At 66.7% G+C, this 24,624-nt stretch carries 23 protein-coding genes; 10 read left to right on the top strand and 13 right to left on the bottom strand.

Features of this window, described 5'->3' with window-relative positions; translation table 11 throughout:
- Positions 1 to 73: 73 nt before the first annotated feature.
- Both DU478_RS00970 and DU478_RS00975 read right to left on the bottom strand, forming a co-directional pair.
- Entirely contained in the window at positions 74 to 991 is a 918-nt protein-coding gene (locus DU478_RS00970; protein ID WP_114509056.1) for an endonuclease/exonuclease/phosphatase family protein, read from the bottom strand.
- A 56-nt stretch (positions 992 to 1,047) separates the two neighbouring features.
- Entirely contained in the window at positions 1,048 to 1,866 is an 819-nt protein-coding gene (locus DU478_RS00975; RefSeq protein ID WP_114509311.1) for a hypothetical protein, read from the bottom strand.
- Positions 1,867 to 2,358: 492 nt separating this feature from the next.
- Here DU478_RS00975 and DU478_RS00980 point away from each other — a divergent pair, with 492 nt between their 5' ends.
- Positions 2,359 to 2,574: a hypervirulence associated TUDOR domain-containing protein gene (locus DU478_RS00980; RefSeq protein ID WP_114509057.1), complete on the top strand. Its 216-nt coding sequence runs from the start codon at positions 2,359 to 2,361 to the stop codon at positions 2,572 to 2,574.
- A 39-nt stretch (positions 2,575 to 2,613) separates the two neighbouring features.
- On the opposite strand, the gene leuD is transcribed toward DU478_RS00980, so the two are convergent.
- Positions 2,614 to 3,219, bottom strand: coding sequence for a 3-isopropylmalate dehydratase small subunit (gene leuD, locus DU478_RS00985; protein WP_114509058.1), 606 nt, complete (start codon positions 3,217 to 3,219; stop codon positions 2,614 to 2,616).
- 83 nt (positions 3,220 to 3,302) lie between these two features.
- Entirely contained in the window at positions 3,303 to 4,703 is a 1,401-nt protein-coding gene (gene leuC, locus DU478_RS00990; RefSeq protein WP_114509059.1) for a 3-isopropylmalate dehydratase large subunit, read from the bottom strand.
- 334 nt (positions 4,704 to 5,037) lie between these two features.
- Between leuC and DU478_RS22820 the strand changes: the two genes are divergently transcribed.
- From DU478_RS22820 to DU478_RS01000, 3 genes are all read left to right on the top strand, one after another.
- Positions 5,038 to 5,178: a hypothetical protein gene (locus tag DU478_RS22820; RefSeq protein WP_158545722.1), complete on the top strand. Its 141-nt coding sequence runs from the start codon at positions 5,038 to 5,040 to the stop codon at positions 5,176 to 5,178.
- Between the two features lie 70 nt (positions 5,179 to 5,248).
- Positions 5,249 to 6,592 carry a mechanosensitive ion channel family protein gene (locus tag DU478_RS00995; RefSeq protein ID WP_114509060.1) on the top strand — a complete coding sequence of 448 codons (1,344 nt, stop codon included), beginning with the start codon at positions 5,249 to 5,251 and terminating at the stop codon, positions 6,590 to 6,592.
- Positions 6,593 to 6,639: 47 nt separating this feature from the next.
- The gene (locus tag DU478_RS01000) at positions 6,640 to 6,855 is read left to right on the top strand and encodes a hypothetical protein (protein WP_114509061.1); all 216 of its coding nucleotides are present in this window, start codon (positions 6,640 to 6,642) and stop codon (positions 6,853 to 6,855) included.
- A gap of 159 nt (positions 6,856 to 7,014) precedes the next feature.
- Here DU478_RS01000 and tdh read toward each other — a convergent pair whose 3' ends face one another.
- The 3 genes from tdh to DU478_RS01015 form a co-directional block, all read right to left on the bottom strand.
- Entirely contained in the window at positions 7,015 to 8,058 is a 1,044-nt protein-coding gene (gene tdh, locus DU478_RS01005; RefSeq protein ID WP_114509062.1) for an L-threonine 3-dehydrogenase, read from the bottom strand.
- Positions 8,058 to 9,242 (bottom strand): glycine C-acetyltransferase, encoded by a 1,185-nt coding sequence (locus DU478_RS01010; protein WP_114509063.1) that lies wholly within the window; start codon positions 9,240 to 9,242, stop codon positions 8,058 to 8,060. The genes tdh and DU478_RS01010 overlap by 1 nt, the downstream gene beginning before the upstream one ends.
- A gap of 189 nt (positions 9,243 to 9,431) precedes the next feature.
- Positions 9,432 to 9,998, bottom strand: a complete 567-nt coding sequence (locus DU478_RS01015) for a helix-turn-helix domain-containing protein (protein WP_114509064.1) — start codon at positions 9,996 to 9,998, stop codon at positions 9,432 to 9,434.
- A gap of 164 nt (positions 9,999 to 10,162) precedes the next feature.
- On the opposite strand from DU478_RS01015, the gene DU478_RS01020 reads away from it, so the two are divergent.
- The 3 genes from DU478_RS01020 (at position 10,163) to DU478_RS01030 (ending at position 15,461) form a co-directional block, all read left to right on the top strand.
- Positions 10,163 to 11,341 carry an acetyl-CoA C-acyltransferase family protein gene (locus DU478_RS01020; protein WP_114509065.1) on the top strand — a complete coding sequence of 393 codons (1,179 nt, stop codon included), beginning with the start codon at positions 10,163 to 10,165 and terminating at the stop codon, positions 11,339 to 11,341.
- Positions 11,342 to 11,540: 199 nt separating this feature from the next.
- Positions 11,541 to 12,806, top strand: coding sequence for a diaminopimelate decarboxylase (lysA, locus tag DU478_RS01025; protein ID WP_114509066.1), 1,266 nt, complete (start codon positions 11,541 to 11,543; stop codon positions 12,804 to 12,806).
- A 36-nt stretch (positions 12,807 to 12,842) separates the two neighbouring features.
- Positions 12,843 to 15,461 (top strand): TIGR02302 family protein, encoded by a 2,619-nt coding sequence (locus tag DU478_RS01030; protein ID WP_233501076.1) that lies wholly within the window; start codon positions 12,843 to 12,845, stop codon positions 15,459 to 15,461.
- Between the two features lie 174 nt (positions 15,462 to 15,635).
- Here the strand turns inward: DU478_RS01030 and arfB are convergent, their stop codons facing one another.
- From arfB to DU478_RS01060, 6 genes are all read right to left on the bottom strand, one after another.
- Positions 15,636 to 16,055 (bottom strand): alternative ribosome rescue aminoacyl-tRNA hydrolase ArfB, encoded by a 420-nt coding sequence (arfB, locus tag DU478_RS01035; protein ID WP_114509067.1) that lies wholly within the window; start codon positions 16,053 to 16,055, stop codon positions 15,636 to 15,638.
- Positions 16,056 to 16,306: 251 nt separating this feature from the next.
- The gene (locus DU478_RS01040; protein ID WP_114509068.1) at positions 16,307 to 16,948 is read right to left on the bottom strand and encodes a queuosine precursor transporter; all 642 of its coding nucleotides are present in this window, start codon (positions 16,946 to 16,948) and stop codon (positions 16,307 to 16,309) included.
- A 94-nt stretch (positions 16,949 to 17,042) separates the two neighbouring features.
- On the bottom strand, positions 17,043 to 17,921 hold the full coding sequence (locus DU478_RS01045) for an esterase-like activity of phytase family protein (RefSeq protein ID WP_233501077.1): 879 nt from the start codon (positions 17,919 to 17,921) through the stop codon (positions 17,043 to 17,045).
- A gap of 9 nt (positions 17,922 to 17,930) precedes the next feature.
- Positions 17,931 to 18,872, bottom strand: coding sequence for a penicillin-insensitive murein endopeptidase (gene mepA / locus DU478_RS01050; protein WP_114509069.1), 942 nt, complete (start codon positions 18,870 to 18,872; stop codon positions 17,931 to 17,933).
- Entirely contained in the window at positions 18,869 to 20,206 is a 1,338-nt protein-coding gene (locus DU478_RS01055) for an MFS transporter (protein ID WP_114509070.1), read from the bottom strand. The genes mepA and DU478_RS01055 overlap by 4 nt, the downstream gene beginning before the upstream one ends.
- 200 nt (positions 20,207 to 20,406) lie before the next feature.
- On the bottom strand, positions 20,407 to 20,943 hold the full coding sequence (locus DU478_RS01060) for an acyl-CoA thioesterase (RefSeq protein ID WP_114509071.1): 537 nt from the start codon (positions 20,941 to 20,943) through the stop codon (positions 20,407 to 20,409).
- 130 nt (positions 20,944 to 21,073) lie between these two features.
- Here DU478_RS01060 and DU478_RS01065 point away from each other — a divergent pair, with 130 nt between their 5' ends.
- The 3 genes from DU478_RS01065 (at position 21,074) to yaaA (ending at position 24,624) form a co-directional block, all read left to right on the top strand.
- Entirely contained in the window at positions 21,074 to 21,367 is a 294-nt protein-coding gene (locus tag DU478_RS01065) for a YggT family protein (RefSeq protein ID WP_114509072.1), read from the top strand.
- A 159-nt stretch (positions 21,368 to 21,526) separates the two neighbouring features.
- Complete coding sequence (gene recQ, locus DU478_RS01070) at positions 21,527 to 23,578, top strand: DNA helicase RecQ (RefSeq protein ID WP_114509073.1); 2,052 nt, start codon at positions 21,527 to 21,529, stop codon at positions 23,576 to 23,578.
- Between the two features lie 275 nt (positions 23,579 to 23,853).
- The gene (gene yaaA / locus DU478_RS01075) at positions 23,854 to 24,624 is read left to right on the top strand and encodes a peroxide stress protein YaaA (RefSeq protein ID WP_114509074.1); all 771 of its coding nucleotides are present in this window, start codon (positions 23,854 to 23,856) and stop codon (positions 24,622 to 24,624) included.

The raw sequence follows: 24,624 nt of genomic DNA on the forward strand, positions 1-24,624 counted from the left end.
GTTGTCCTTTGGTCACCATTGGGTCGGCCATCGGGTACTGCGCGCCGCGGGCGGCGTCAAGAAAGCGCCGCGGCTAGTCGGGGAGGTCGAGGTCGACCCAGACCATCCGGTGCGCACCGACCGGGTCTGTCACGCCCGCCGCTGTCACTGTCAGGTCGGCCGATGGAAGCACGTAGCTGACCCTCAGGGCGCCGGGGCCGGGATCGGGCCAGTACGCGGTGGTCTGGCCGGGCAACGGGTCCTGCACCTGCGGCCTGGCCAACAGGTCTGCAACCGCGTCACGCCGTCCATCGCCCGCCGCCGGGTCGAGGTTGGCATTGCCAAGGATCACCAGGGGATCGGGCACCGGCCCGAAGGCCCCGTCGAGGTAAAGCGACCAGAACCGCACCTCGTCGGCGTTGCGGCGGCCGTTGCGGTCTTCGGGTCCGTCGAAAACCGGCGGCGTGGCGTGGAAGGCGGTGACGGTGAGCCGCGCGCCGGTCTCCCGGATCAGCGGCACGGTCCAGTGGCCGGCGGAAGACAGCCGCTGCACATCGTGCCCGGGGTCGTCCGCGGCGATCAGGCTGCCGAGCAGGTCGCGCCACAGGAGCGCCGAGAAATCCTGCACCGCCTCCCGGTCGACGGCCAGCCGCGACAGCAGCGCCATGCCGCCCTGCCCGTTGAAATACCCGAACCCCTGTGCATCCCGCGGCTGTCCCAGCCGCTCGTCGCCGTCGAGGTCCCGCCCGGTCTCGCGCCCGGTGTTGGGCCTAAGCGCAAAGAGGTGCGGGTAGGACGCGCCACGCTCCGCCAGAGCGTCGCGCAACGTCTCGAGCGCCACACGACCGGCGTCGTAGTCGATCTGCGTGAGCAGCAGCACATCCGCATTCACCTCGGCGATGGTCGCCATGATCTGCGCCAGTTCGCCGCCTTCAGCTCTTTGCAGGTCGCGCAGCAGCAAGCCGGGGCCCTTGCGGCTGAGCGGGGCGTGCCAGGTCGCGATCCGCAGCATGTCGGCTGACAAGACGGAGGGAAAAAGCAACAGACAGAGGGAAAGAAAGGCGCCGGTCAGGCGACCAGAAGTTCGGCCTGGGCATAGGCGCGGCGGCGCTTTTCCTCGATGAGTTCGGCGATGCGCATCAGCGCCACGCCGCGCATGATCATGCTTGCAGGCAGGAACGCCCATGCTGTCATCGTCCAGATCATCGTCTGCGGATCATCGAAAGAGATCGGATCCATCATTGCGCTTGCGGCCTTGAGCACCGCCGGGATCAAGAATGGCAGCAGAAACCCTAATGCAACGTTAACGTGCGAATCCCGTTTCAGGCGGTAGAGCACGTCGCCACCGGCGGTCGGATCGAAAAGCGGCAGGTTGACCCAGAAGTTGAAGGCGCCGTTGCGCAGCGGCCATTGCATCGCGTGAACCAGTCCCCAGACCAGCATCGTGGACAGGACCGAGATCACGTAAGCCAGTCCCGCATGGGTGCGCAGGGATTGCTGGAGCGTCTCGGGCGCGTCGGCCGGCAGGGTCAGCAGCATCAGCCGCACCGGGGAGAACGGGAAATCCAGCAACAGGCCCAACTGCCCGCCCACGGCGGTCAGAAGCGCCGACAGCCCGTTTGGTTCACCTTGACCGCGGCTCACGAGCGTCAAGGTCACGATTGTCAGAAACAGCGTCAGGAACCGCATCCGGTTGAACGGCGGGGCGTCCCGGAATTCGACGAAGCTTGGAAACACGCTGACATATTCCACGAATGTCAGCATCGCCGCGAGAAGCGCCAGCAGGGCGATCATCTGCGTCGTGTCTGCCGACACGCCGGGCAGCATCAGCGCGGGCAATGCAATCAGCATCGCCACGAGAAAGGCGCGAACGCCTGCGCTGATCATGCGGATGATCACCGGTTACCTGCCCTCTCGGACCGAGCGGCCACGGTGCTTTGCCGTGCCCTGCTTTCGGTCATATCGCGCCGATTGTGGCGCCGTGCCTCATTCTTGCCCAATTCTTGCCTTCTTTCTCAGGTCGGAACAACAACAAGGAAAACAATCCCTAAGATTTATGGCGCGATCGTGGAAAAGCTGGTGCCGGAATGCATCAACTTGGGCTCGGAAATGCGGCGCAGTTGTGAGCAATAACAATATCTTGTGGACCAGGCCACGGCTGCCCCAAGTTGCTTGGAAACAACTGCAAGCCTCGGGCCACCAAGAGTCGCCATGAATCGACACACGCGCGCCCGATGCCGATCAGGTCACGCGGTAATTGCGGCGCGAACAGCCAAACCGGGCATCCTTCGGATGCGCCAATGGCACGGCTATACCGACAGCCCGGCGGAACCATGCAACCTGACCGGCGTTGACACGCGCATCGGCAGGAGACCACAGATGGCATTCAAGACAGGCGACACGGTCGAATGGGACTGGGGCAACGGCACCGGAACCGGCACGGTCAAAAAGGTCTACACGCAGAAGATCACGCTCAAGATCAAGGGATCGGAGGTGACGCGCGATGCCTCCGAAGACGATCCGGCCTACCGGATCGAACAAAAGGACGGCGACGAGGTGCTCAAGGGCGACAGTGAATTGCGCTCCGCCTCCTGAGCCGGGATGCGCCGCGCGCGGTGGCGCGGCGCTCTGCTGTCAGACCCAGGGGCGCGCCTGAGCGGCCTGCGCCTCGAAAGCGTCGATCGACGGTGCCTTTTCCATCGTCAGGCCGATGTCGTCGAGACCGTTCATCAGGCAGTGCTTCTTGAACGGGTCGACGTCGAAGGTGAAAACCTCGCCATCGGAGGAGGTGATGGTCTGCGCCTCGAGGTCGATCTCGATCCGGGCATTTGCCCCTTTCTCGGCATCCTTCATCAGGACGTCCACCTGCTCTTGCGGCAGGGCGATCGGCAGGATGCCGTTCTTGAAGCAGTTGTTGAAGAAGATATCGGCAAAGCTGGGCGCGATGACGCAGGAAATGCCGAAATCCTTGATCGCCCACGGCGCGTGTTCGCGGGACGAGCCGCAGCCAAAGTTGTCGCCCGCGACCAGGATCTGCGCGTCGCGGTACTGCGGCTTGTTGAGCACGAAACCAGGGATCTCGTTGCGGTCGTCGTCGTAGCGCATCTCGTCGAAGAGGTTCACGCCGAGGCCGGACCGCTTGATGGTCTTCAGAAACTGCTTGGGGATGATCATGTCGGTATCGACATTGATGATCGGCAGGGGCGCGGCGATGCCGCTGAGTTTGTCGAACTTTTCCATTTTCGTCTCCTGTCGCGGCGGCTCCCCGGCCCGCGCGGGCCTCCTCGCGAGGAAAGCCCGCTAGGGCTTGAGGAGCGCGCCGGTTACATCATGTCACGCACGTCGGTGAGATGCCCGGTCACGGCCGCCGCCGCCGCCATGGCGGGCGACATCAGATGCGTGCGTCCGCCACGGCCCTGACGGCCCTCGAAGTTGCGGTTCGACGTCGCCGCGCAGCGCTCGCCGGGACTCAGCTGGTCGGGGTTCATCGCCAGGCACATCGAACAGCCCGCCATGCGCCATTCGAACCCGGCCTCCTTGAAGATGTCCGCCAGCCCTTCTTCCTCGGCCTGCGCCCGGACGAGGCCGGAGCCCGGCACGACCATGGCGCGCTTCACCGCGATCTTCTTGCCTTTGAGTATCTCGGCCGCCGCGCGCAGATCCTCGATCCGGCCGTTGGTACAGGAACCGATGAAGACCGTGTCGATGGCGATCTCGTTGAGCGGCGTGCCCGCCGACAGCCCCATGTAGTCGAGCGCGCGCTTGGCCGCGTCGACCTTGCCGCCCTTGAAGCTGTCGGGCGCGGGCACGCTCGCGGTGATCGGCAGCACGTCCTCGGGCGAGGTGCCCCAGGTCACAACCGGTGCGATGTCCTCGCCCTTGATCGTGACGACCTTGTCCCACTGCGCGTCATCGTCGGAATAGAGCGTCTTCCACCAGTCCATCGCCGCTTCCCACTGCGCGCCTTTCGGCGCGTGGGGCCGGCCCTTCACGTATGCGAAGGTCTTTTCGTCCGGCGCGATCAGGCCGGCGCGGGCGCCGCCCTCGATGGCCATGTTGCAGACGGTCATGCGGCCTTCCATCGACAGGTCGCGGATCGCCTCGCCGCAGTATTCGATCACGTAGCCGGTCCCGCCCGCCGTGCCGGTGGCGCCGATCACCGACAGGGTGATGTCCTTGGCGGTGACGCCCGGCGCGAGTTTGCCGGTGATCTCGACCTTCATGTTCTTGGATTTCTTCTGGATCAGCGTCTGGGTGGCGAGCACATGCTCGACCTCGGACGTGCCGATGCCGTGCGCCAGCGCACCGAAAGCGCCGTGGGTCGCCGTGTGGCTGTCGCCGCAGACCACGGTCATGCCGGGCAGGGTCCAGCCCTGTTCGGGCCCGACGATGTGCACGATGCCCTGGCGGACGTCGGATACGGGGTAATAGTGGATGCCGAAATCCTTGGCGTTCTTGTCGAGCGCCTCGACCTGGATCCGGCTTTCCTCGTTCTCGATGCCCTTTTCGCGGCCCTCGGTCGTAGGCACGTTGTGATCCGGCACGGCGATGGTCTTGTCCGGTGCGCGCACGGTGCGCCCCGCCATGCGCAGCCCTTCGAAGGCCTGCGGGCTGGTCACCTCGTGCACGAGATGGCGGTCGATATAAAGAAGCGTGGTGCCGTCGTCGGCTTCATGCGCGACATGTGCATCCCAGATCTTGTCATAGAGTGTCTTGGGGGACATCCGTCCTCTCCCTTGTTCAAGCTGTCTTGGTGAAATTCATCGAGTCCGAAGCCGCATTGGGCGGCGGGAAAGGCAGCCTTATAGGCGCGCCAGCACGGTGTGCGTGGCTCCGAAAAAGCGCTCGCTCAGGCGCGCGCGGTCGTCGATGTCGAAAACCGGTGTCATGCCGGTCGAGATACAGCTTTGGCCCGAGTCTATCAAGGCCCGCTGCGCGCCGGTGCGCCGCCAGCCGGTCGGCGGGGACCTGCGACATCTGGGCGCTCCGCTTTGAAATCGGGCGAGAGGCGGCCCAGTTACCAAGGGTTGTATCCAAACGCTTCACCGGGGATTGTCCATGCAAAGCCCACTCAACGTGCTCAACATCGTCCTGATCTCCGTCCTCGTGGCGGCGACCCTGTCGATCGTGACCGGTGACGCGGGCGCCGTCGGCGGGCTGGCCGAACCCGCGCCGGAGCGCATGGCGGCCCTGCCCTGATCCGGCCTTGGGGCTTGCGCAGCGCGGCGGCGGGTGCAACGCTTTGGCACAGCCCTGACGCGAGACCTGGATGAACCCCGAAGACGCCGACATTCCGCCGCTGGAACAGTTGCAGGAGATCGCATTCGGCCTGCTCGCGCGCGCCGAGGTCTTTGCCAGCGGATTGATGCGGCCCTGGAACGCCTACCAGATCGGAATCGCGCTTTGCGTATTCCTCTTGGCCTGGGGGCTGGCGGTGGTTCTGCGCCCGCGGCTGCACGACTGGATGCGCGCCCGCGAAGGCTGGCCCAAGTGGCGCCTGCGGGTTCTGCTGATCCTGCACCGGCGGCTGCGCATGGTGCTTTTCGTGGTGCTGATCTGGATCGCCGTCTGGATCATGCGCGAAGTGACCTGGCCGTCGCGCTCCTATTTGCTCAGCGTCATCGCGAACCTCGCCACCGCCTGGCTCTTCATCGCCTTTTCGACCCGGCTGATCGGCAATCCGCTGCTGCGCTCGGTGGTGCGTTACGGTGCCTGGACCTGGGTCACGCTGCACATCCTGCACCTCACCGGCGAGGCCCAGAACCTGCTCGAGAACATGGCCGTCAACATCGGCGACACGCGGCTGACAATGTGGCTGGCGGTGCAGGCGGTGATCACCGTGGCGGTGCTGATCATCGTCGCGCGGTTCCTGGCCGTGACCAGTTCCGCGCGGATCCGAAGCAACGAGGACATCAGCCCCTCGATGCAGGTGCTGGCGGTCAAGTTCCTGCAGGTGGCGCTATACGGTGCGGCGCTCTTCATCGGGCTCAAGCTGGTGGGCGTCGACCTGACCGGCCTCGCGGTGCTGTCCGGTGCCATCGGCGTGGGCCTCGGGTTCGGCTTGCAGAAGGTTGTGTCGAACCTCGTGTCGGGCATCATCATCCTGCTCGACAAGTCGATCAAGCCGGGCGACGTGATCTCGCTGGGCGAAACCTTCGGCTGGATCAACTCGCTTGGCGCGCGCTACGTGTCGATCACCACCCGCGACGGCAAGGAATACCTCATCCCCAACGAGGACCTGATCACCGGACAGGTGGTCAACTGGTCTCATTCCAACGATTTCGTCCGGCTCGACATCTATTTCGGCACCGCCTACGGCGACGATCCGCACAAGGTGCGCAAGATCGCCATCGCCGCCGCCGCCGACACGCCAAGGGTGCTGCGGGACAAACCCCCGGTCTGCCACATCGTCGGCTTCGGAGATTCCTCGGTCGACTACATCCTGCGCTTCTGGATCCGCGACCCGACCGGCGGGCTCACCAACATCCGCGGCAATGTCTATCTCGCGCTGTGGGATGCGTTCCAGGAAAACGGTATTTCGATCCCCTTCCCGCAGCGCGAGGTCAAGGTGCTCGAAGGCTCGCGGCTCGAGACCGCGAAGGCGCTCGATTGATCGGCGGCGTTCACGGTTTCTAAAGTTTCCCGGTCCAGTGTCGGGTCATGCGCCAGACACCGATCTACCAGCCCAAGGACTTCAGCCCGATCCCGGATTTCGTGGATTGCGGACCGCATGTGGCCTCGCGGCGCGACGCCACCCCGCCGCCGGGCCCCCGGCCCAGGCCCTGGCCGCGTTTGCGGCGGCTTGTTGCGATGATCACCCTGCGCCACCTTCCCGGCGGCGCCTTCAATGCCTCCGGCCGGTCGCAGCGTGGTTGAGGGCGGTCCCACCCTTCCTGCGCCCAACCTTGGCCGCGCGGCGTCTTTTGGGGCGACGGACCCCTTGGCGGCGATTACGCCCCCTCCGCGCCCCGGCTTTGGCCGCGCTCAAGCGCCGCGGGTGCTCGGCCCTTGGCAGCGATCACGCAGCGCCGGCGCTCAGGCCCCGGTCCAGTCCAGCACGACCTTTCCGGACTGTCCCGACCGCATCGCCGCGAACCCTTCGGCGAAGCGATCCACGGCGAACCGATGGGTGATGACCCCGCGCACGTCCAGCCCGTTTTCCAGCATGGCGATCATCTTGTACCAGGTCTCGAAGATTTCGCGGCCATAGACACCCTTGAGCGTGATCGCCTTGAAGACGATGCGGCTCCAGTCCACCGGCGACTTGCCCGGCGGGATACCCAGAAGCGCGATCCGTCCGCCCATGACCAGCGCCTCGACCATCTGGTCGAGCGCACGCTGGTTGCCGGACATCTCGAGGCCCACGTCGAAGCCCTGCTTCATCTTCAGCCGAGGAATGACCTCGGCCAGTTCCTCTTCGGCGACGTTCACCGGCACCACGTCCACAACCCGGGCCGCCAGTTCCAGCCGCTCGGGATTCACGTCGGTGATGACGACATGCCGCGCGCCCACATGACGCGCCACGGCGGCCGCCATGATGCCGATCGGCCCGGCGCCGGTGATCAGCACGTCCTCTCCCACCAGATCGAAACTGAGCGCCGTGTGCACGGCATTGCCCAGCGGGTCCAGAATGGCACCGATCTCGTCGTCGATGGCGTCGGGCAGCGGCACCACGTTGAAGGCGGGCAGCCGCAGGTACTGCGCAAAGGCACCCTGTTCGTTGACCCCGATGCCGCGCGTCGCCGGGTCGAGGTGGAACTTGCCCGCCCGGCTCTGCCGCGAGGTCTTGCCGATCAGGTGCCCCTCGCCGGAACAGCGTTGCCCCAGTTCCAGCCCCTCGACCGCGCGGCCCAGTTCGACGATCTCCCCGGCGAATTCGTGCCCCGTGATCAGCGGCACAGGCACGGTGCGCTGCGCCCAGTCGTCCCAGTTCCAGATATGCACATCGGTGCCGCAGATCCCGGTCCTGTTGACCTTGATCAGCACGTCCTCGGGCCCGATCTCGGGCACCGGCGCGCGCTGCATCCAAAGCCCTTCGCGCGGCTCGGCCTTCACCAGGGCTTTCATGTCGTTGCGCATCAGATCACTCCGGTGTCTTTGCCGACCGCCTCGAAGGCGGCAAGGGCGGTGTCGAGGTCGTCGCGGCCCAGCGCCGCATTCATCTGCGTGCGGATGCGCGCGCGGCCCTTGGGCACGACCGGGTAGAAGAAACCCGAGACGTAGATACCCTTGTCGAACAGACCGTTGGCCATCGCCTGCGCGCGCTGCGCGTCATGGGTCATGACCGGGATGATCGGGTGCTCCCCCGGCAGCAGCTCGAACCCAAGCGCCTCCAGGCCGGCACGCCAGTAAGCGGTATTCTCGAAGAGCCGCGCGCGCAGGGTGTCGCCCTCCGCGATCAGGTCCAGCACCTCGATCCCCGCCGCGACCACCGCGGGCGGCAGCGCATTCGAGAAAAGGTAGGGTCGCGCGCGTTGGCGCAGCAGGTCGATCACCGGCTGCGGCCCGGCGATATAGCCGCCGATGGCCCCGCCCAGCGCCTTGCCCAGCGTCCCGGTCAGGATATCCACGTCGACGCCAAAATGCTGCGGCATGCCTGCGCCGGTGTGGCCCATGAAGCCGGTGGCATGGCAGTCGTCCACCATGGTCAGCGCCTCGTATTTCTCTGCCAGCGCCACGATCTCCGGCAGCGGCGCCAGGTATCCATCCATCGAGAACACCCCGTCGGTGGCAATCATCACGTGCCGCGCCCCGTCCGCGCGCGCCTGTTTCAGTTGCGCCTCGAGATCGTCCATGTCGGCATTGGCATAGCGGTAGCGCTTGGCTTTGCAGAGCCGCACGCCGTCGATGATCGAGGCGTGATTGAGGCTGTCGCTGACGATGGCATCCTCCGGCCCCAGCAGCGGCTCGAACACGGCGGCGTTGGCGTCGAAACAGGCGGCGAACAGGATGCCGTCATCCTTGCCCAGGAACGCCGCCAGCTTCCGCTCCAGGTCCCGGTGCAGCTCCTGCGTGCCGCAGATGAACCGGACGCTGGCCATGCCGTAGCCAAGGTTGTCCATCGCATCCTTGGCCGCCGCGATCAGCCGTGGATGATCGGCAAGACCAAGGTAATTGTTGGCGCAGAGGTTCAGCATCCCCTTGCCATCCACGGTGATCCGCGCGCCTTGCGGAGAGGTCAGCGGCCGTTCGGTCTTCCATAGCCCGTCGCCCTCGATCTCCCGTAGGGTCTCGGTCACCTGGGTCAGGAATGCCTGTGTCATCTCATCCTCCGAGTCGGTCCTCAGTTGCAGAGTTTCTAGCATAGCAGATAGCACTCCGAAATGCCGGAAATTCACTAAAGCGGAAATTTTCCATTATTACGGAACGTATCATCTTCATCTTGCCAATAAATCTCCAGGGAGCGCGAGGGGCTGGCCCCTCGCTGCCAAATGCCAACACCCGCGAAACCTTCAGGCGTCCTGCACCACAAGGAATGCCCGCGCCGTGCCGTCCTCGGTGCGGATACCATGCGCCACGTCCGCCGCGTACCGCGCCGTGTCTCCTGCGCACAGCACAACGGTATTCTCGCCGGATTGCACCGAAAGATGCCCCTCGATCACCGTCAGATGCTCGCGCGCGCCGCGCCGGTGCGGGTCGCTGACCAGCGCGCCACCGGGGCCGAGAACAAGCTCGTAGACCTCGTGTCGCCCGGCCTCTTCCGGCGGCGACAGGATGCGCAGGCGGCAGGCGGTGCCGCGGTTGTCGATGGTTGGCACTTCGGCACCGCGCAGCACCTCGATCTGCGAGGCCCCCGCCGCACCGTCCAGCAGCCCTGCGAAATCAACCTGCAGCGCGCGGGTGAGGTTCCAGAGCGTGGCGATGGTGGGCGAGGACGATCCGCGCTCGATCTGGCTCACCATCGACCGCGACACACCCGACAGCTTGGCCACCGCGTCCAGCGACAGCCCCTGCGCGCGCCGCGCTTCCTTGAGCCGCGCGGGCAAGCGTTGCAGGATATCGTCGGCATCGTCCGTCATATGGGATGTGATGCCCGCCCACCCGCATCCTGTCAATGCGCCGCGGGCGGGACGCGGCGAAGAAAGCCCGCCAGGGCTTGAAGAGCCGCACCCTGACGGCACGTCGCGGCTGACAACTCGCTTGCCCGCGCGCATAGTCCAGCCAGACCAGAGAGGAGACCCCCATGTCCGACGATATCGTCATCCTGAGCGCCGCGCGCACCGCCATCGGCACTTTCGGCGGCCGTCTCGCCGGCACCCCGCCCATCGCGCTGGGCGCCGTTGTCGCCAAAGCCGCGCTGGAGCGCGCGGGCGTCGAGGGAGGCCAGATCGGCCACGTGGTCTTTGGCCACGTCATCAACACAGAACCGCGCGACATGTACCTGAGCCGGGTCGCCGCGATGGAGGCGGGCATTCCCGATACCACCCCCGCGATGAACGTCAACCGGCTCTGCGGGTCCGGCGCGCAGGCCATCGTCTCGGCGGTGCAATCCCTGATGCTGGGCGACGCCGATTTCGCGCTGGCGGGCGGCGCCGAGAACATGTCGCGCTCGCCCTTCATCATCCCGGACCAGCGCTGGGGCGCCAAGATGGGCGACATCCGCACGCTCGACATGATGCTGGGCGCGCTCAACTGCCCCTTCGGCACCGGCCACATGGGCGTCACGGCCGAGAATGTCTCGGGCGAGCATGACATCAGCCGCGAAGCGCAGGACGCCTTTGCCATGGAAAGCCAGGAGCGCGCGGCAAAAGCCATCGCCGAAGGCCGGTTCGCCGAGCAGATCGTGCCGGTCGAGGTGAAGGTCAAGCGCGACACCGTGGCCTTCGACACCGACGAACATCCCAAGCAGACCAGCCTCGAAAAACTCGCCGGGCTGAAACCGGTCTTCAAGAAAGACGGCACGGTCACGGCGGGCAATGCCAGCGGCATCAACGACGGCGCCGCGGCTTTGGTCTTTGCCCGGGCGTCGGCGGCCGACTCCGCCGGTCTGAAACCTCGCGCGCGCGTGCTGGGCTACGCCCATGCCGGCGTGCGGCCCGAGGTCATGGGCATCGGGCCGGTCCCGGCGGTGCGCAAACTGATGGAAAAGACCGGGCTGAGCGCCGGAGATTTCGACGTCATCGAAAGCAACGAGGCCTTCGCCGCGCAGGCGCTGGCGGTCAACAAGGAGCTGGGGCTGGACGCGGCCAAGGTGAACCCCAGCGGCGGCGCCATCGCCCTGGGCCACCCGGTCGGCGCCACCGGCGCGATCCTCACGGTCAAGGCGCTTTACGAACTGGAGCGCACGGGCGGCACCCGTGCGCTCATCACCATGTGCATCGGCGGCGGCCAGGGCATCGCGCTGGCCATCGAACGGCTCTGATCCGGCACCGGCGAAGAGTGGGGGGCCAGCCCCCCMCACCCCCCGAGGKATTTGAAAACCGAAGAAGACCACCAGCCTTTCTCCGGTTGAAAAAAATTTTTCCGCCGGAGGCATCCAAGTTCTTTTGGCAATGCGCTGGGGTCTGGCCCTGCCGGCTGCGCTGGGGTATGGGGCGGCAACTGTACCCGAGAGGCCTGGCATGGATCATTTCCTCTACCGCGACGGCGCGCTTTACGCCGAGGACGTGGCGATCGCCGATATCGCCGCCGCGGTCGGCACGCCCTTCTACGTCTATTCCACCGCCACGCTCGAACGCCACTTCCGGCTCTTCGACGAGGCGCTGTCGGGCACCGAACACCTGGTCTGCTATGCCATGAAGGCGGCCAGCAACCAGGCCATCCTGCGGACCCTCGCGGCGCTCGGCGCGGGCATGGACGTGGTGTCGGGCGGCGAATACGCTCGTGCGCGCGCCGCTGGCGTGCCCGGCGACCGCATCGTGTTTTCCGGCGTCGGCAAGACGCGGGCCGAAATCGCGCAGGCGCTGACCGGAGGCATCCGCCAGTTCAACCTGGAAAGCGAGCCCGAGATGCGGTTGCTGAGCGAGATCGCCAGCGCCATGGGCCAGGTCGTGCCGGTGACGATCCGGGTCAACCCGGATGTCGACGCCAAGACCCACGCCAAGATTTCGACCGGGAAGTCGGAGAACAAGTTCGGTATCCCGATCAGCCGCGCCCGCGCCGTCTATGCCGAGGCCGCGGCGCTGCCGGGGATCGAGGTGATCGGCATCGATGTGCACATCGGCAGCCAGCTCACCGACCTCGCGCCGTTCGAGGCGGCCTTCCTGAAGGTTGCGGAGCTGACCGAGACGCTGCGCGCCGACGGCCACGACATCCGGCGGCTGGACCTGGGCGGAGGCCTTGGCATTCCCTACACCCGTTCGAACGAGGCCCCGCCGCTGCCCACCGATTTCGGCGCGCTCATCAAGCGCACGGTTGGGCATCTGGGCTGCGAGATCGAGATCGAGCCGGGACGGCTGATCGTCGGCAACGCAGGGCTTCTGGTGAGCGAGGCGATCTACGTCAAGGAAGGCGAGGACCGGCAGTTCCTGATCCTCGACGCGGCGATGAACGACCTGATCCGGCCCGCAATGTACGACGCCTGGCACGACATCGTGCCGGTCATCGAACCCGCGCCGGGCGCCGAACAGATGGCCTATGACGTGGTCGGGCCCGTCTGCGAATCCGGCGACACCTTTGCCAAGGGCCGCATGCTGCCGCAAATTCAGGCAGGCGATCTGGTCGCCTTCCGTTCGGCGGGCGCCTACGGCGCGGTGATGTCTTCGGAATACAACACCCGGCCGCTGATTCCGGAAGTTTTGGTGAAAGACGATCACTTTGCGGTCATCCGGGCGCGCCCGACCTTTGACGAAATCATATCCCGCGATACCATTCCTGCGTGGTTGTAGGGCATCCTTCCTGCGACCGAACCCGCAGGAGCGTCCATGGCATCGCAACCGCCGCTGCCCAAGCCCATCCTTTCCACCCTGCGCTGGCCGCTGCGTCTGACCCGGCTCGGCATGCTGGCCGAACGCGTCGTGCGCGCCTTCTGGCCGCTGTGGTCGGTGCTCATCGTGGTGCTGGCAGCGCTGATGCTGGGCCTGCAGGACATGGTCCGCACCGAGGTCGTCTGGGCCGCAGGTGCCGTGACGCTGATCGCTGCCCTTGTCGCTCTGGCTTGGGGCGTGCGGCGATTCCGCCTGCCCGCGTATCAGGAGGCGTTGGACCGGCTCGATGCGACCATGGCCGGGCGGCCGATCCAGACCGTGCGCGACACGCAGGCCATCGGCGGCAGCGATGCCGCATCGCTGGCAGTGTGGCAGGCGCACCAGGCGCGGATGCGCGCCCGGCTGGCCGAGGCGCGCGCGGTGGAACCGGACCTGCGCGTCGCCCGCAACGATCCCTTCGCCCTGCGCTACGTGGCGCTGACGGCGCTTTGTGCGGCGCTGCTTTTCGGGTCGGTGCTGCGGGTGCAATCGGTGACCGGCATGGGCCCCGGCAACAGCGGGCTCGCCTCCGGCCCGACCTGGGAAGGCTGGATGGAGCCGCCCGCCTACACCCGCCTGCCCTCGGTCTACCTCAACGACATTTCCGCCGCTGAACTGACCGCCCCCGAAGGCGCCCGCATCACGCTGCGGCTGTATGGTGAGGCCGGGGCGCTGACGGTCGCCGAATCGGTGTCCGGCGTCCCCCTGCCGAACGAAGAGGCCGCGGCCGAGACCGCGCAGGATTTCACTGTCGTGCAATCCGGCCAGGTGGCGATCGAAGGCGACGGCGGCCGCGTCTGGGATGTGGTGATGGCGCCCGACGCCGCGCCCACCGTGGCCCGCGACGGCGATTTCGAAGTGACCTACGACGGCGAAGCCTCGCTGCCCTTCGTCGCCAGCGACGATTATGCCGTGACTGCCGGTGTCGCCCGGATCGAGCTGGCAGTGGAGGATGTCACCCGCCGCTACGGCCTGGCGCGCGAGCCGGAGCCGCGCAGCACCATCGAGGTGCCGCTGCCGATGCCCATCGCCGGCGACCGGTCCGAGTTCACCGAGGCGATGATCGACAACTTCTCCGAACATCCCTGGGCCAACCTGCCGGTGACGATCTCGCTCGAGGTCACCGATGCGGCCGGCCAGACCGGCACCTCCGTGGACGAGGTTCTGACCCTGCCCGGCCGCCGGTTCTTCGATCCGATGGCGGCGGCGGTGATCGAACAGCGGCAGGCGCTGCTCTGGAACCGCGACAATGCCGGCGACATCAGCCAGATCCTGCGGGCCATTTCCAACCGCCCCGACGACGCGTTCCGGTCTGCGGTGCATTACCTGCGGCTCAAGACCATCCTGCGGCGGCTCGAAGCCTTCGACGACCACGGCATCACCGACGACCAGCAGGCCGAACTGGCCGAGGCGATGTGGGACTTCGCCCTGCTTCTCGAGGAAGGCAACCTCGAAGACGCGCTGCAACGCCTGCAACGGGCGCAGGACCGGCTGTCCGAGGCGATGAAGAACGGCGCCTCCGACCAGGAGATCGCCGAGCTCATGCAGGAGCTGCGCGAGGCCACGGACGACTACATGCGCCAGCTGGCTCAGCAGGCCCAGCGCGACGCCGAACAGAACGGCGAGCAGATGGGCGAGAACCAGCAGGGCATGGAGATGAGCCAGAACGACCTGCAGCGCATGATGGACCGCATCCAGGAACTGATGGAACAGGGCCGCATGGCCGAAGCGCAGCAGGCGCTGGAAGAGCTGCGCGAGATGATGGAGAACATGCAGGTCACTCAGGGCCAGGGCCAGGGGCAGCCCTCTCCGGGTCAGCAGGCGATGGACGATCTGGCCGAGACGCTGCGCGAACAGCAGGAGCTGTCCGATCAGGCCTTCCGCGACATGCAGGAGCAGTTCAACCCCGGCCAGCAGCGCCAGGGCGAACAGCCCGGGCAGCAGCAGGGGCAACAGCAGGGCCAACAGGGCCAGGGCCAGCAGGGTCAGCGCGGACAGGGCCAGCAAGGCCAGCAGCAGGGTCAGGGCCAAGGCCAGGGGCAAGGCCAGCAACAGGGTCAGGGCCAGGGTCAGCAATCGCTGGAAGAAAGCCTCGCCGACCGGCAGCGCGCCCTGCGCGACGAGTTGAATCGCCAGCGCGGCAACCTGCCCGGCGCCGGCACCGAGGAAGGCGACGCGGCGCGCGAGTCGCTCGGCCGCGCCGAAGGCGCCATGGAAGGCGCCGAAGAGGCGCTGCGCGGCAACGATCTTGCCGGAGCGATGGACCAGCAATCCGAAGCGATGGAAGCCCTGCGCGAAGGCATGCGGAACCTCGGCGAGGCCATGGCGCAGCAGCAGGGCGAAAACCCCGGCCAGCAGGGCATGGCCGAAGGCACGGAGCCCGGCGCGCAACGCGATCCGCTGGGGCGAAACGCCGGATCGAACGGCCAGATCGGATCGGACGAAAACATGCTGGGCAGCGAAGACGTCTACCGCCGCGCGCGCGAGTTGCTCGACGAAATCCGCCGCCGCTCGGGCGATGGCGAACGGCCCGACGAAGAGCTGGAATATCTGGAGCGTCTGCTCGAACGGTTCTGATCTCGCGCGCGATGCAATCGCCGGAGCCTCCGGCGGGAGGTTTATGGGCAAGATGAATCTCGGGCGCAGCGCTCCGACTTCATCTTGGACCGGAAGTTTTACGATGCAAAACTCGCGGGACACCTCCGGGGAGTCCACGCCTTCGCGCGGGCAGGGCGAAGTCCCGGCGACGGTTCAGTCCGGATCGACCTTGCCACGCAGCGCCTTCACTTCACCGCGCACCTTCTTGGCCTTGAGCCGGCGTTTCTTGGAGCCCAGCGTGGGCCGCGTCGGCACCCGGCGCTTGGGTTTTTCGCAGGCCTTGGCGATCAGTTCCGCCAGCCTGTCCCTTGCGATGTCGCGGTTGCGCGCCTGGCTCCGGGTCTCGTCGACCTGCAGCACCAGGGCGCCGTCCTTGGTCCAGCGGCGCCCGGCGAGCTTGCGCAGCCGGGTCTTGACCGGCGGCGGCAGGTTCGGCGAGCGTTCCGCCTCGAACCGCAGTTCCACCGCGCTCGACACCTTGTTGACGTTCTGACCGCCGGGACCCGAGGCGCGGATGAACTGTTCGGTCAGCTCCCAGTCCTCTATGGCGATCCGATCGTTGATCCGCAGCATGGGCGTTCATCCGTTCAAAAAGGGCCGCCCGATGTCGGACGGCCCTTCGAGAATTAAGGAGGTGGGGCCGGTTAGGCGCTCACCAATTCGGGGGTCGCTTGACCCGCGGGGCTGCCCTAGGGCGCGATCCTCCGAACTGTTCCGACACCTCTCTCCAATGTTTCTCTCGACACTGGATCACCTCCTTTCAGTTTTGTTGAACTCACTGAAAGAGTCGCACGGGATGTTTGAATCGCAAAGCGTTTTTTGATTCAGGCCAAAGATTTTTGCGACAGTGCCCAGGAAACGATCAGCCGGAAGGGGATGAGCGCGATGAGCGCCAGCGCCAGCTTCACGCTCCAGTCGGCCACCGCGAGCGACACCCAGAGCGGCGCCTCTGGGCCTGCGCCTAGGAGCGGCAGCATGTCTCCGGCCCAGGCGACGTCGTTGCCGGGTTCGAGGAACGCCAGCGCGCCGGAAAAGGCGATGGTGAAGAACAGCGCCGTGTCCACGCTGCTGCCCACCAACGTCGAGGCCAGCGGTGCGCGCCACCAGGCGCCCTGCCGCAGCCGGTCGAAGATCGCCACGTCCAGCAGCTGCGCGGTCAGGAAAGCGATCCCGGACCCCAGCGCGATGCGAAGGGTCACTGCCGGATAGGTGTAGCCGTCGCCCTGCAACATGATCTGGGTGCCGATCAGAGAGCACAGGATGCCGGTGACGAAGCCCGCAAAGACGACGCGGCGGGCGGCCTGCGCGCCGTAGATGCGGTTCATCACGTCGGTGACGAGGAACGCCAGCGGATAGGTGAAGGCGCCCCAGGTCAGCCAATTGCCGAAGAGGAACTGCACGAGGATATTCGAGGCCAGCACGATGGCGGCCATGGCAAGAATGCCGGGAAGGTGGTGACGTGTCATGGTGTATGGACCCGTTTTTCCAAGGTTGCGGGGACTTGGCCCCCACGTCGTGGGGACGGGCGTGCGCATAAACCGTGCTAGGCGGCGGCGCAAGTCACTCCGTCACGCGATACTCGACCAGTTCGCGGCGTTGCAGCGCGTTGTCGTTGTCGTCGGCCACCATGGTCAGGCGCAGGACGCCGCTGCCGTCGCGCCAGACCGACAGGCCTTCGAGATTGCCGCGGGCAAAGAGTGGTGTCTCGAGCAGTGTCACTTCGCCCGACAGGTGCGTTTCGCCCAGGTCGAAACGTCGAACACGGGACCGGAAGGAAAACCCATTGAACGCGCGCTCCAGCAGATAGAACCGCCCGTCCGGTCCGATGTCGGCACCGACCGGAAGGAACCCGCCGCGTCGGGGAACGCTGAAGGGTTGATCCCAGGTGCCGCCTGCCAGGCGGTAGACCGGAAAGGGCCGAGTCAGCGCACCCGACCGTTCAGGAAGCGTGTAAAGCCGCCCGCGCGCGTCCACCGCCAGAGCTTCGAGGCCGGAATTGGTCTGAAGGCGGTCGAAATCGGGATGCCTCGGCAGATAAGTGGCGGGCCCGCCCGGCTCGGCATAGCGCCAGACCCGGCCGCGTCCCTCGAACGAGACGAAGAGCGTTCCGTCCTCCGCCAGAGCCAGCCCTTCGGCATCGGCGCTGAGGCCATGCACCTCCTTGCCGTCGGGGTTGCGCAGAGGCCACACACGAAGGTCGGACAGACCGAGCATCCCTTCGGCATCGCGTTCCACCCGTGCAGTCACGATCTGGCCACGGTCCCCGATGGCAAAGAGCCGGTTTCCGGTTTCGGTAATCTCGAGCCCCGAAAGGCCGCCCGGCAAGGTAGCGGGCAATTCGATGCGGTCCAGATATCCGACCTGCTGCGCCATGGCAGGCTGCGCGCACTCGGCAACAAGCATCACGGCGGCGAAGCCGAGCAGGACAGAGCGGGCCATGCGCAGAGGTTATTGCGCAGCCAGCACGTCGGCGCATTGCCGCGGCAGATCGGCCAGGGTGATAGGCCGCTTCGGTGCCGGAGGCTTGGCGTTGGGATCGCGCGGTTTCGGCGGCGGCGGGTTCAGGATGTTGTTCACCCAGGCCTGCGCATCGGCGCAGCCGTCTCCCGCTGGCGGCGGTGTCTGGTCGACGCAGCCCGAGGCTCCCGCCGGACAGTTGAGCCGCACGTGGAAATGGTAGTGATGCCCGTACCAGGGACGGATCTTGCGCAGGTAGGCCCGATCGCCGGTCTCGTCGTTGCACATCCGCACCTTGGCGCCGGGAAAAACGAAGATCCGCGCCGTGCGAGGGTCGGATGCGGCGGCCTTGATGATCTCGTGATGCTGCCGCGTCCATTGATCGTTGGTATAGGCACCGTTGGCCCGGCGCAGCGACACCGACGAGATCTCCTCGCGTTGCTGGCGGCTGAGCGTCAGGTTCTGCGCCGGCAGCATCCAGATATCCGCATCGAGGCCGATCTGGTGGCTGGCGTGGCCCGACAGCATCGGCCCGCCCCGCGGCTGGCTGATATCGCCGATGTAAAGCCCGTTCCAACCCGGCTGCTGCGCCGCTTTGCGCGACAGGTCCTGGACGAAATCGACGACCTCCGGATGGCCCCAGTTGCGATTGCGCGACAGCCGCATGGCCTGCCAGGTCGGGCCGGTCTCGGGCAGTTCCACGCCCCCCGCGACGCACCCCTTGGCATAGCTGCCGTAGGGTGCGGGCGCCTGTTGCGAACCGGAGCGCTTGTAACCGAAAAGCTGCTTGGCCTCTTTGCTCGACAGCACCCCGGCGCTGTCGCCGACGGTGGGCAGGGGGACGGCCGGGCCGCTGCGCTCGGGCGCGTCGTTGCCGCCGCCGCAGGCGGTCAGGGCAAGGACAAGGCTCGCCAGGATCAGGGGGTATCTCATGCTGCTCGATCTCCGTCGGGTTTGACCCAGACTAGCAGAAAAAGCCCGATCACGAAAAGCCCGATCAGGGGGGCAACACCGATTTGCTGCGATCCGCTGACCCAGGTGGCAAAGCCGATCAGCGTCGGCGCCAGGAACGACGTCGCCTTGCCCGCCAGCGCATAAAGCCCGAACGCTTCGGTCATGCGCGCCGGATCCGCCTGGCGCACCATCATCGTGCGGCTCGCGGATTGCAGCGCCCCGCCCGCCGCTCCGATGGTGGCGCCGAAGACGTAGAAGGCGACGTCGGGCGCGGGCGAACCTTCCGGCACCGCGACGCCAAAGACCGAGGTCGGGCTGACAAGCACGATGCCCACCGCCACAAGCGTCAGCAGCAGGATACAGGCGGTGATCACCGGCTTGGGACCGAAGGCGCTGTCGGCGCGGCCACCGATGACGGCAAAAACCGCGCCGGCGATGATCGCGCTGATTCCGAAGATGCCCACGTCGACCACCGACCAGCCCAGCACGCCGGCCGCGTAGATGCCGCCGAAGGCATACATGCCGTTCAGCCCGTCGCGGTAGAACATCGAACTGGCGAGATAGGCGAAAAGCGACGGTGTCCGCGGCAGTCCTTTCAGCGTGCCGCGAAGATCGCGCAGCGCCAAGCCCAGAGCCCCCTGCGGCGCTTTCACGGGCCGCGGATCGCGCACCCAGAGAAAGAACGGGATCATGAAGACCGCGTACCAGAGCGCCGTCAGCGGCCCGACGAACCGCGTCCCCTCGAGCTGCGCCGGATCGAGGCCCAGGATCGGCGGGAGACCGATCATCGTGCGCCCGCTGTCGCCGCTTTCGGCAAAGAGCGTCAGCATGATCACCAGCGTCACCAGCCCGCCGACATAGCCGAAGGCCCAGCCGTTGCCCGACAGCTTGCCGATCTGGTCGCGCGGGCCGAGGTCGGGCAGCATGGCATTGGTGAAGATCGTCGCGAACTCCATGCCGATGAGGCCCAGCGCGAAGAAGAACAGGGTCCGGTAGAGATCGAAATCATTGGGCTCGGCGAACCAGAGCATCCCAGACCCGATCACGAAAAGCGCCGAGAACCCCCAGATCCAGCGCAGCCGGTTGCCGCCGGTATCCGCGAGCGCTCCCAGAACCGGCGCCAGCACCGCGATGACGACGCCCGCCGCCCCGATGCCAAAGCCCCAGGCCGTCTGCGCCGCCGTCCCGTCGCCCAGCACCTGGGTCACGTAGGGCCCGAAAATGAAGGTCAGCAAAAGCGTGTTGTAGGGCTGGCTCGCCCAGTCGAAAAAGAACCAGCCCCAGATGCGCTTGCGCGGTGAAGGTTGTGCCATGTCGCCCCCCGTTTGCCGCGATATGACCCGCCCGCGCGCCACGGCGCAAGAGCGCGCTGCCGTCCGGGCCTTCATCTTGCCTATAAACCTCCGGGGGTCCGGGGGCTGGCCCCCGGTTTTCCCGGCGTTCGGGGGCTGGCCGCCGGTTGGGCAAGCATTCCGAGGCAGGCTCCGACCGATCTTGCGACCGAAACCTGCCTTCAGTCCTGCATCGGCGGCCAAGGCCGGGCGTCCTCGGCGTCGATCCAGGCCCGCACCCAGGTCGGAACCTCGGGCGCCTCGCCCTCGACACCGATCGCCGCGCGCACGCGGTCCGTCCCGACGATGCCGTTCCGGTCGGTGACCGCCGCGCGATACAGCGCGTGGCTGGCACAGTCGCCGGTCCGTTTCCACATGCTCTGCTCAATATACATGAACCGCGCATCCCAGCACAGCAGGCGCGAGCGCATCTCGATCCGCTCCATCCCGTGCACCCGCCGGCGGTAGCGCACTGACGCCCCAGCGATGGCCAGCCCCCAGCGCTCGCGCTTCATCGCCGCGATCAGCCCGGCCCGCCGTGCCATCGGGATGCGCCCCAGATCATACAGCGTCAGCGTCCGGCCGTTGTTGAGCTCGTTCCAGAAATCGAGATCCCAGGGCCAGCAGATGTGCTGCGACACATGGGTCTCGAACGGCTCCAGAGGCGGCGCGTTGCGGGTGATCCAGAGATCCTTGGCCAGGCGCAGGAAGGGATACATGGGCAGGCTCCTTTCAGACCCCGGAGTCCGCCACCGGCCGCGCCGCGTCAACCGCGACCTCGCGGCACTCTTGCCCTTTGGTCAGGCGGCGCTTAGGTCTGGGGCGGTTCAACGCAAGAGGCCCGGCCAGATGCAATCGCTTTTCCAGATCCTGATGCTGCTGCTCGACGTGGTGTGGTTCTTCATCATCGCCCACGTGATCATGTCGTGGCTGATCAATTTCCAGGTGCTGAACCTGCGTCAGCCTCTGGTGGCACAGATCTGGGACGGCCTGAACCGCCTGCTGGAGCCGATCTATTCCCGCATCCGCCGCATCCTGCCGGCCATGGGCGGCATCGACCTCGCGCCGCTGGTGGCCCTGATCGGCGTCTATGCGCTGCGCATCATCCTCGCCAACAACGCCGGATATTTCTACAGCTACTGATGCAGGAGGGGGCTCTGCCCCCGTCGCGGCTAGCCGCGACACCCCCGGAGGTTTATTGGCAAGATGAAGCCGTGGCGGGCGTCCCTGTCTTGTTAACCGATTCTTAGTATGCGACTGTCGCAATAAGAGCAGATATAGACAAAACCGACAGGTTGCCCGATGCCCCGCGATCTTTCCGGCGCCGACACGCTGCTGCGTGACGTCTTTGGATTCGATGCCTTCCGTCCCGGCCAAGGCGAAATCGTCGAGGCCGTGGCGCAGGGCGAAAACGTGCTGGCGATCATGCCCACGGGCGGCGGCAAATCCCTGTGTTTCCAGTTGCCCGCGTTGATGCGTCCCGGCGTGACCGTGGTGATTTCGCCGCTCATTGCCCTGATGCGCGACCAGGTCCGCGGACTGCGCGAAGCGGGCGTCGCCGCGGGCGCCCTGACCTCGGGCAACACAGAAGAGGAAACCGACGCGGTCTGGGTCCAGTTGCACGCCGGTACGCTGAAACTGCTCTATCTCGCGCCCGAACGGCTGGCGAACGCCGGCACTCAGCGGATGCTCTCGCAGGCGGGCGTGTCGCTCATCGCCGTCGACGAGGCGCATTGCGTCAGCCAATGGGGCCACGATTTCCGCCCCGACTACCTGCGCATCGGCGAATTGCGCCGGGCGCTCGACGTGCCGCTGGCCGCCTTCACCGCCACCGCGGATGCGGAAACGCAGATCGAGATCGTCACCCGGCTCTTCGACGGCACGGCACCGCAGACCTTCCTGCGCGGCTTCGACCGGCCGAACATTCACCTGGCCTTCGCCGCCAAGAACAATCCCCGCAACCAGATCCTGAGTTTCGCCGCGGCGCGCAAGGGCCAGTCGGGCATCGTCTACTGCGGCACCCGGGCCAAGACCGAGACCCTGTCGCGGGCGCTCACCGAGGCCGGCCACCTCGCCTGTGCCTACCACGGCGGGATGGAGGCCGAGGCACGCCGCCATGTCGAGGAACGTTTCGCCACAGAGGACGGGCTGATCGTCGTGGCCACGGTCGCCTTCGGCATGGGCGTCGACAAGCCCGACATCCGCTGGGTCGCGCACGCGGACCTGCCGAAAAGCATCGAAAGCTACTACCAGGAAATCGGCCGCGCCGGGCGCGACGGCGCCCCGGCCGAAACGCTGACGCTCTACGGCGCCGACGACATCCGCCTGCGCCGCGCGCAGATCGACGAAGGTCTGGCCCCGGCAGAGCGTCAGGCCGCCGATCATGGCCGCCTGAATGCGCTGCTCGGTCTGGCCGAGGCCCTGGGCTGCCGGCGTCAACAGCTGCTGCGTTATTTCGGCGAAAGCCATGACCCCTGCGGCAACTGCGACCTCTGCGACAGCCCGCCCGAATCCTTCGACGGCACCGAGGCGGTGCGCAAGGCCCTGTCGGCAGCCTTGCGCACCGGCGAAAGCTTCGGCGCCGGGCACCTGATCGACATCCTGACCGGCAACGAGACGGACAAGATCCGCCAGCGCGGACACGACGGCCTGCCGACCTTCGGCGTCGGCCGCGACCTCAGCCGCCTGCAGTGGCAATCGGTGTTCCGGCAGATGATGGGCCGCGACCTGATGCGTCCCGACGCCAGCCGCCACGGCGCGCTGGTGATGACCGAATCCGCCCGCCCGCTCCTGCGCGGCGAAGAGACGATCGACCTGCGCCGCGACACGATGCAGGCGGCCGAGCGCCGCCCCGCCGTCCGCGCCATGGTCAGCGACGAGGACGCGCCGCTGCTTTCGGCGCTCAAGGCCAGGCGACGCGCCTTGGCCGAGGCCGCGCATGTGCCCGCTTACGTGATCTTTCCCGACAAGACCCTGATCGAAATGGCAGAAACCCGGCCCGACAGCCTTGATGCCATGGCCCGGATCAGCGGTGTCGGCGCCAAGAAGCTCGAACGATACGGCGCCGATTTCCTGTCGGTCATCACCGGCGCCGGCGAAGAGATGCACCCGACCCGGCGCCGTCTTGCCGGCCGCCGCGAAGGCGCGGTCTACGACCGGCTGATGCAGGCCCAGGCCGATCTCGCCCGCGGTGCCGACGGCACCGAGAAGCCGCTGAGCTGCTCTGCCTCCCTGCTGGCCAAGGTGGCTGAGCTGCGCAGCGACGGCTCCGCCCCCTTGGCGCGCCTGCTGGGCGACAGGCGTATGGACCGCTTCGGCGCCGCCTTCCTCGACATCCTCGCCACGCGCGACTGACCTCTCTGTTCCCGGTGCGCAAGTCTCGCTCCTTCTTCGGTTTACAATAACCCTCAGAGAGCACGAGAGACTGGTCTCTCGTATCGCCCCTTGGGGCGATACTTATGCGCTGAGGCCCAAGCGCATCGGACGACGTCTATCGTACCGTCCGGCACGGGCGCCCCCCCCCCGAAGCGGCCAAAAGCCACATCCCGACCGAATCCCATGCCGAACGGCTTTCCCGCTCCGTCCGGCTGGACTAGATAGCCCCCGAACGACGACGACGGGAGCGACGGATGCTGGTGGTGATCTCTCCGGCCAAGCGGCTGAACTGGAGCGAACGGGACATGGCGCAGACCGCGCCGCACTATGCGGAGGACGCCGTCCGGCTTGCCAAAACCGCGCGTAACCTTACGCTGGGCGGGCTCAAGGCGCTGATGGACCTGTCGGACGACCTGGCCAGGCTCAACCGCGACCGGTTCCGCGCCTTCGCCACCGATCCCGGCACCGACGCCACCCGCCCCGCGGCGCTGGCCTTTGCCGGCGACACCTACCAGGGGCTCGAGGCCACATCCTTCGATCCCGAGGACATGGACTGGGCACAGGATCACCTGCGCATCCTGTCGGGGCTTTACGGTCTTCTGCGCCCGCGCGACGCGATCCAGCCCTATCGGCTGGAGATGGGCAGCCGCCTCAAGACCCGCCGTGGCACGTCGCTTTACGATTACTGGGGCGACACGCTGGCGAAGGGCTTGCGCGCGCAGGCCGAGGCGCTGGGGACGAATGTGCTGGTCAACTGCGCCAGTCAGGAATATTTCGGCGCGGTGCCGCAAGGGAAACTGGGCCTCAGGATCGTCACGCCGCAGTTCATGGAAGACAAGACCGGCGTGCCGAAGATCGTCAGTTTCTATGCAAAGCGCGCGCGTGGCGCGATGGCGCGGTTCATCGTGCAGAACCGCCTGACCGACCCCGACTCCTTGCGGGACTTCGACACCGGCGGCTATGCCTACCGCGCCGATCTGAGCAGCCCGGACCAGCCGGTCTTTGTGCGGCCGGCAGAAGCCTGA

Origin of the sequence: Thalassococcus profundi (genome assembly GCF_003344785.1) — a bacterium.
GTDB classification, from domain to species: Bacteria; Pseudomonadota; Alphaproteobacteria; order Rhodobacterales; family Rhodobacteraceae; genus Puniceibacterium; species Puniceibacterium profundi.

Coding starts and splice junctions, on each gene's coding strand:
- DU478_RS01010 (WP_114509063.1), bottom strand. CDS start 9,242: ATGACACAGGCATTCCTGACCCAGGTGACCGAGACCCTACGGGAGATC.
- DU478_RS01045 (WP_233501077.1), bottom strand. CDS start 17,921: ATGGCCCGCTCTGTCCTGCTCGGCTTCGCCGCCGTGATGCTTGTTGCC.
- leuC (WP_114509059.1), bottom strand. CDS start 4,703: ATGTCCCCCAAGACACTCTATGACAAGATCTGGGATGCACATGTCGCG.
- DU478_RS00995 (WP_114509060.1), top strand. CDS start 5,249: ATGAACCCCGAAGACGCCGACATTCCGCCGCTGGAACAGTTGCAGGAG.
- tdh (WP_114509062.1), bottom strand. CDS start 8,058: ATGCGCAACGACATGAAAGCCCTGGTGAAGGCCGAGCCGCGCGAAGGG.
- arfB (WP_114509067.1), bottom strand. CDS start 16,055: ATGCTGCGGATCAACGATCGGATCGCCATAGAGGACTGGGAGCTGACC.
- DU478_RS01055 (WP_114509070.1), bottom strand. CDS start 20,206: ATGGCACAACCTTCACCGCGCAAGCGCATCTGGGGCTGGTTCTTTTTC.
- mepA (WP_114509069.1), bottom strand. CDS start 18,872: ATGAGATACCCCCTGATCCTGGCGAGCCTTGTCCTTGCCCTGACCGCC.
- DU478_RS00980 (WP_114509057.1), top strand. CDS start 2,359: ATGGCATTCAAGACAGGCGACACGGTCGAATGGGACTGGGGCAACGGC.
- leuD (WP_114509058.1), bottom strand. CDS start 3,219: ATGGAAAAGTTCGACAAACTCAGCGGCATCGCCGCGCCCCTGCCGATC.
- DU478_RS01030 (WP_233501076.1), top strand. CDS start 12,843: ATGGCATCGCAACCGCCGCTGCCCAAGCCCATCCTTTCCACCCTGCGC.
- DU478_RS00975 (WP_114509311.1), bottom strand. CDS start 1,866: ATGATCAGCGCAGGCGTTCGCGCCTTTCTCGTGGCGATGCTGATTGCA.
- yaaA (WP_114509074.1), top strand. CDS start 23,854: ATGCTGGTGGTGATCTCTCCGGCCAAGCGGCTGAACTGGAGCGAACGG.
- DU478_RS22820 (WP_158545722.1), top strand. CDS start 5,038: ATGCAAAGCCCACTCAACGTGCTCAACATCGTCCTGATCTCCGTCCTC.
- DU478_RS01000 (WP_114509061.1), top strand. CDS start 6,640: ATGCGCCAGACACCGATCTACCAGCCCAAGGACTTCAGCCCGATCCCG.
- DU478_RS01060 (WP_114509071.1), bottom strand. CDS start 20,943: ATGTATCCCTTCCTGCGCCTGGCCAAGGATCTCTGGATCACCCGCAAC.
- DU478_RS00970 (WP_114509056.1), bottom strand. CDS start 991: ATGCTGCGGATCGCGACCTGGCACGCCCCGCTCAGCCGCAAGGGCCCC.
- DU478_RS01015 (WP_114509064.1), bottom strand. CDS start 9,998: ATGACGGACGATGCCGACGATATCCTGCAACGCTTGCCCGCGCGGCTC.
- DU478_RS01020 (WP_114509065.1), top strand. CDS start 10,163: ATGTCCGACGATATCGTCATCCTGAGCGCCGCGCGCACCGCCATCGGC.
- lysA (WP_114509066.1), top strand. CDS start 11,541: ATGGATCATTTCCTCTACCGCGACGGCGCGCTTTACGCCGAGGACGTG.
- recQ (WP_114509073.1), top strand. CDS start 21,527: ATGCCCCGCGATCTTTCCGGCGCCGACACGCTGCTGCGTGACGTCTTT.
- DU478_RS01040 (WP_114509068.1), bottom strand. CDS start 16,948: ATGACACGTCACCACCTTCCCGGCATTCTTGCCATGGCCGCCATCGTG.
- DU478_RS01065 (WP_114509072.1), top strand. CDS start 21,074: ATGCAATCGCTTTTCCAGATCCTGATGCTGCTGCTCGACGTGGTGTGG.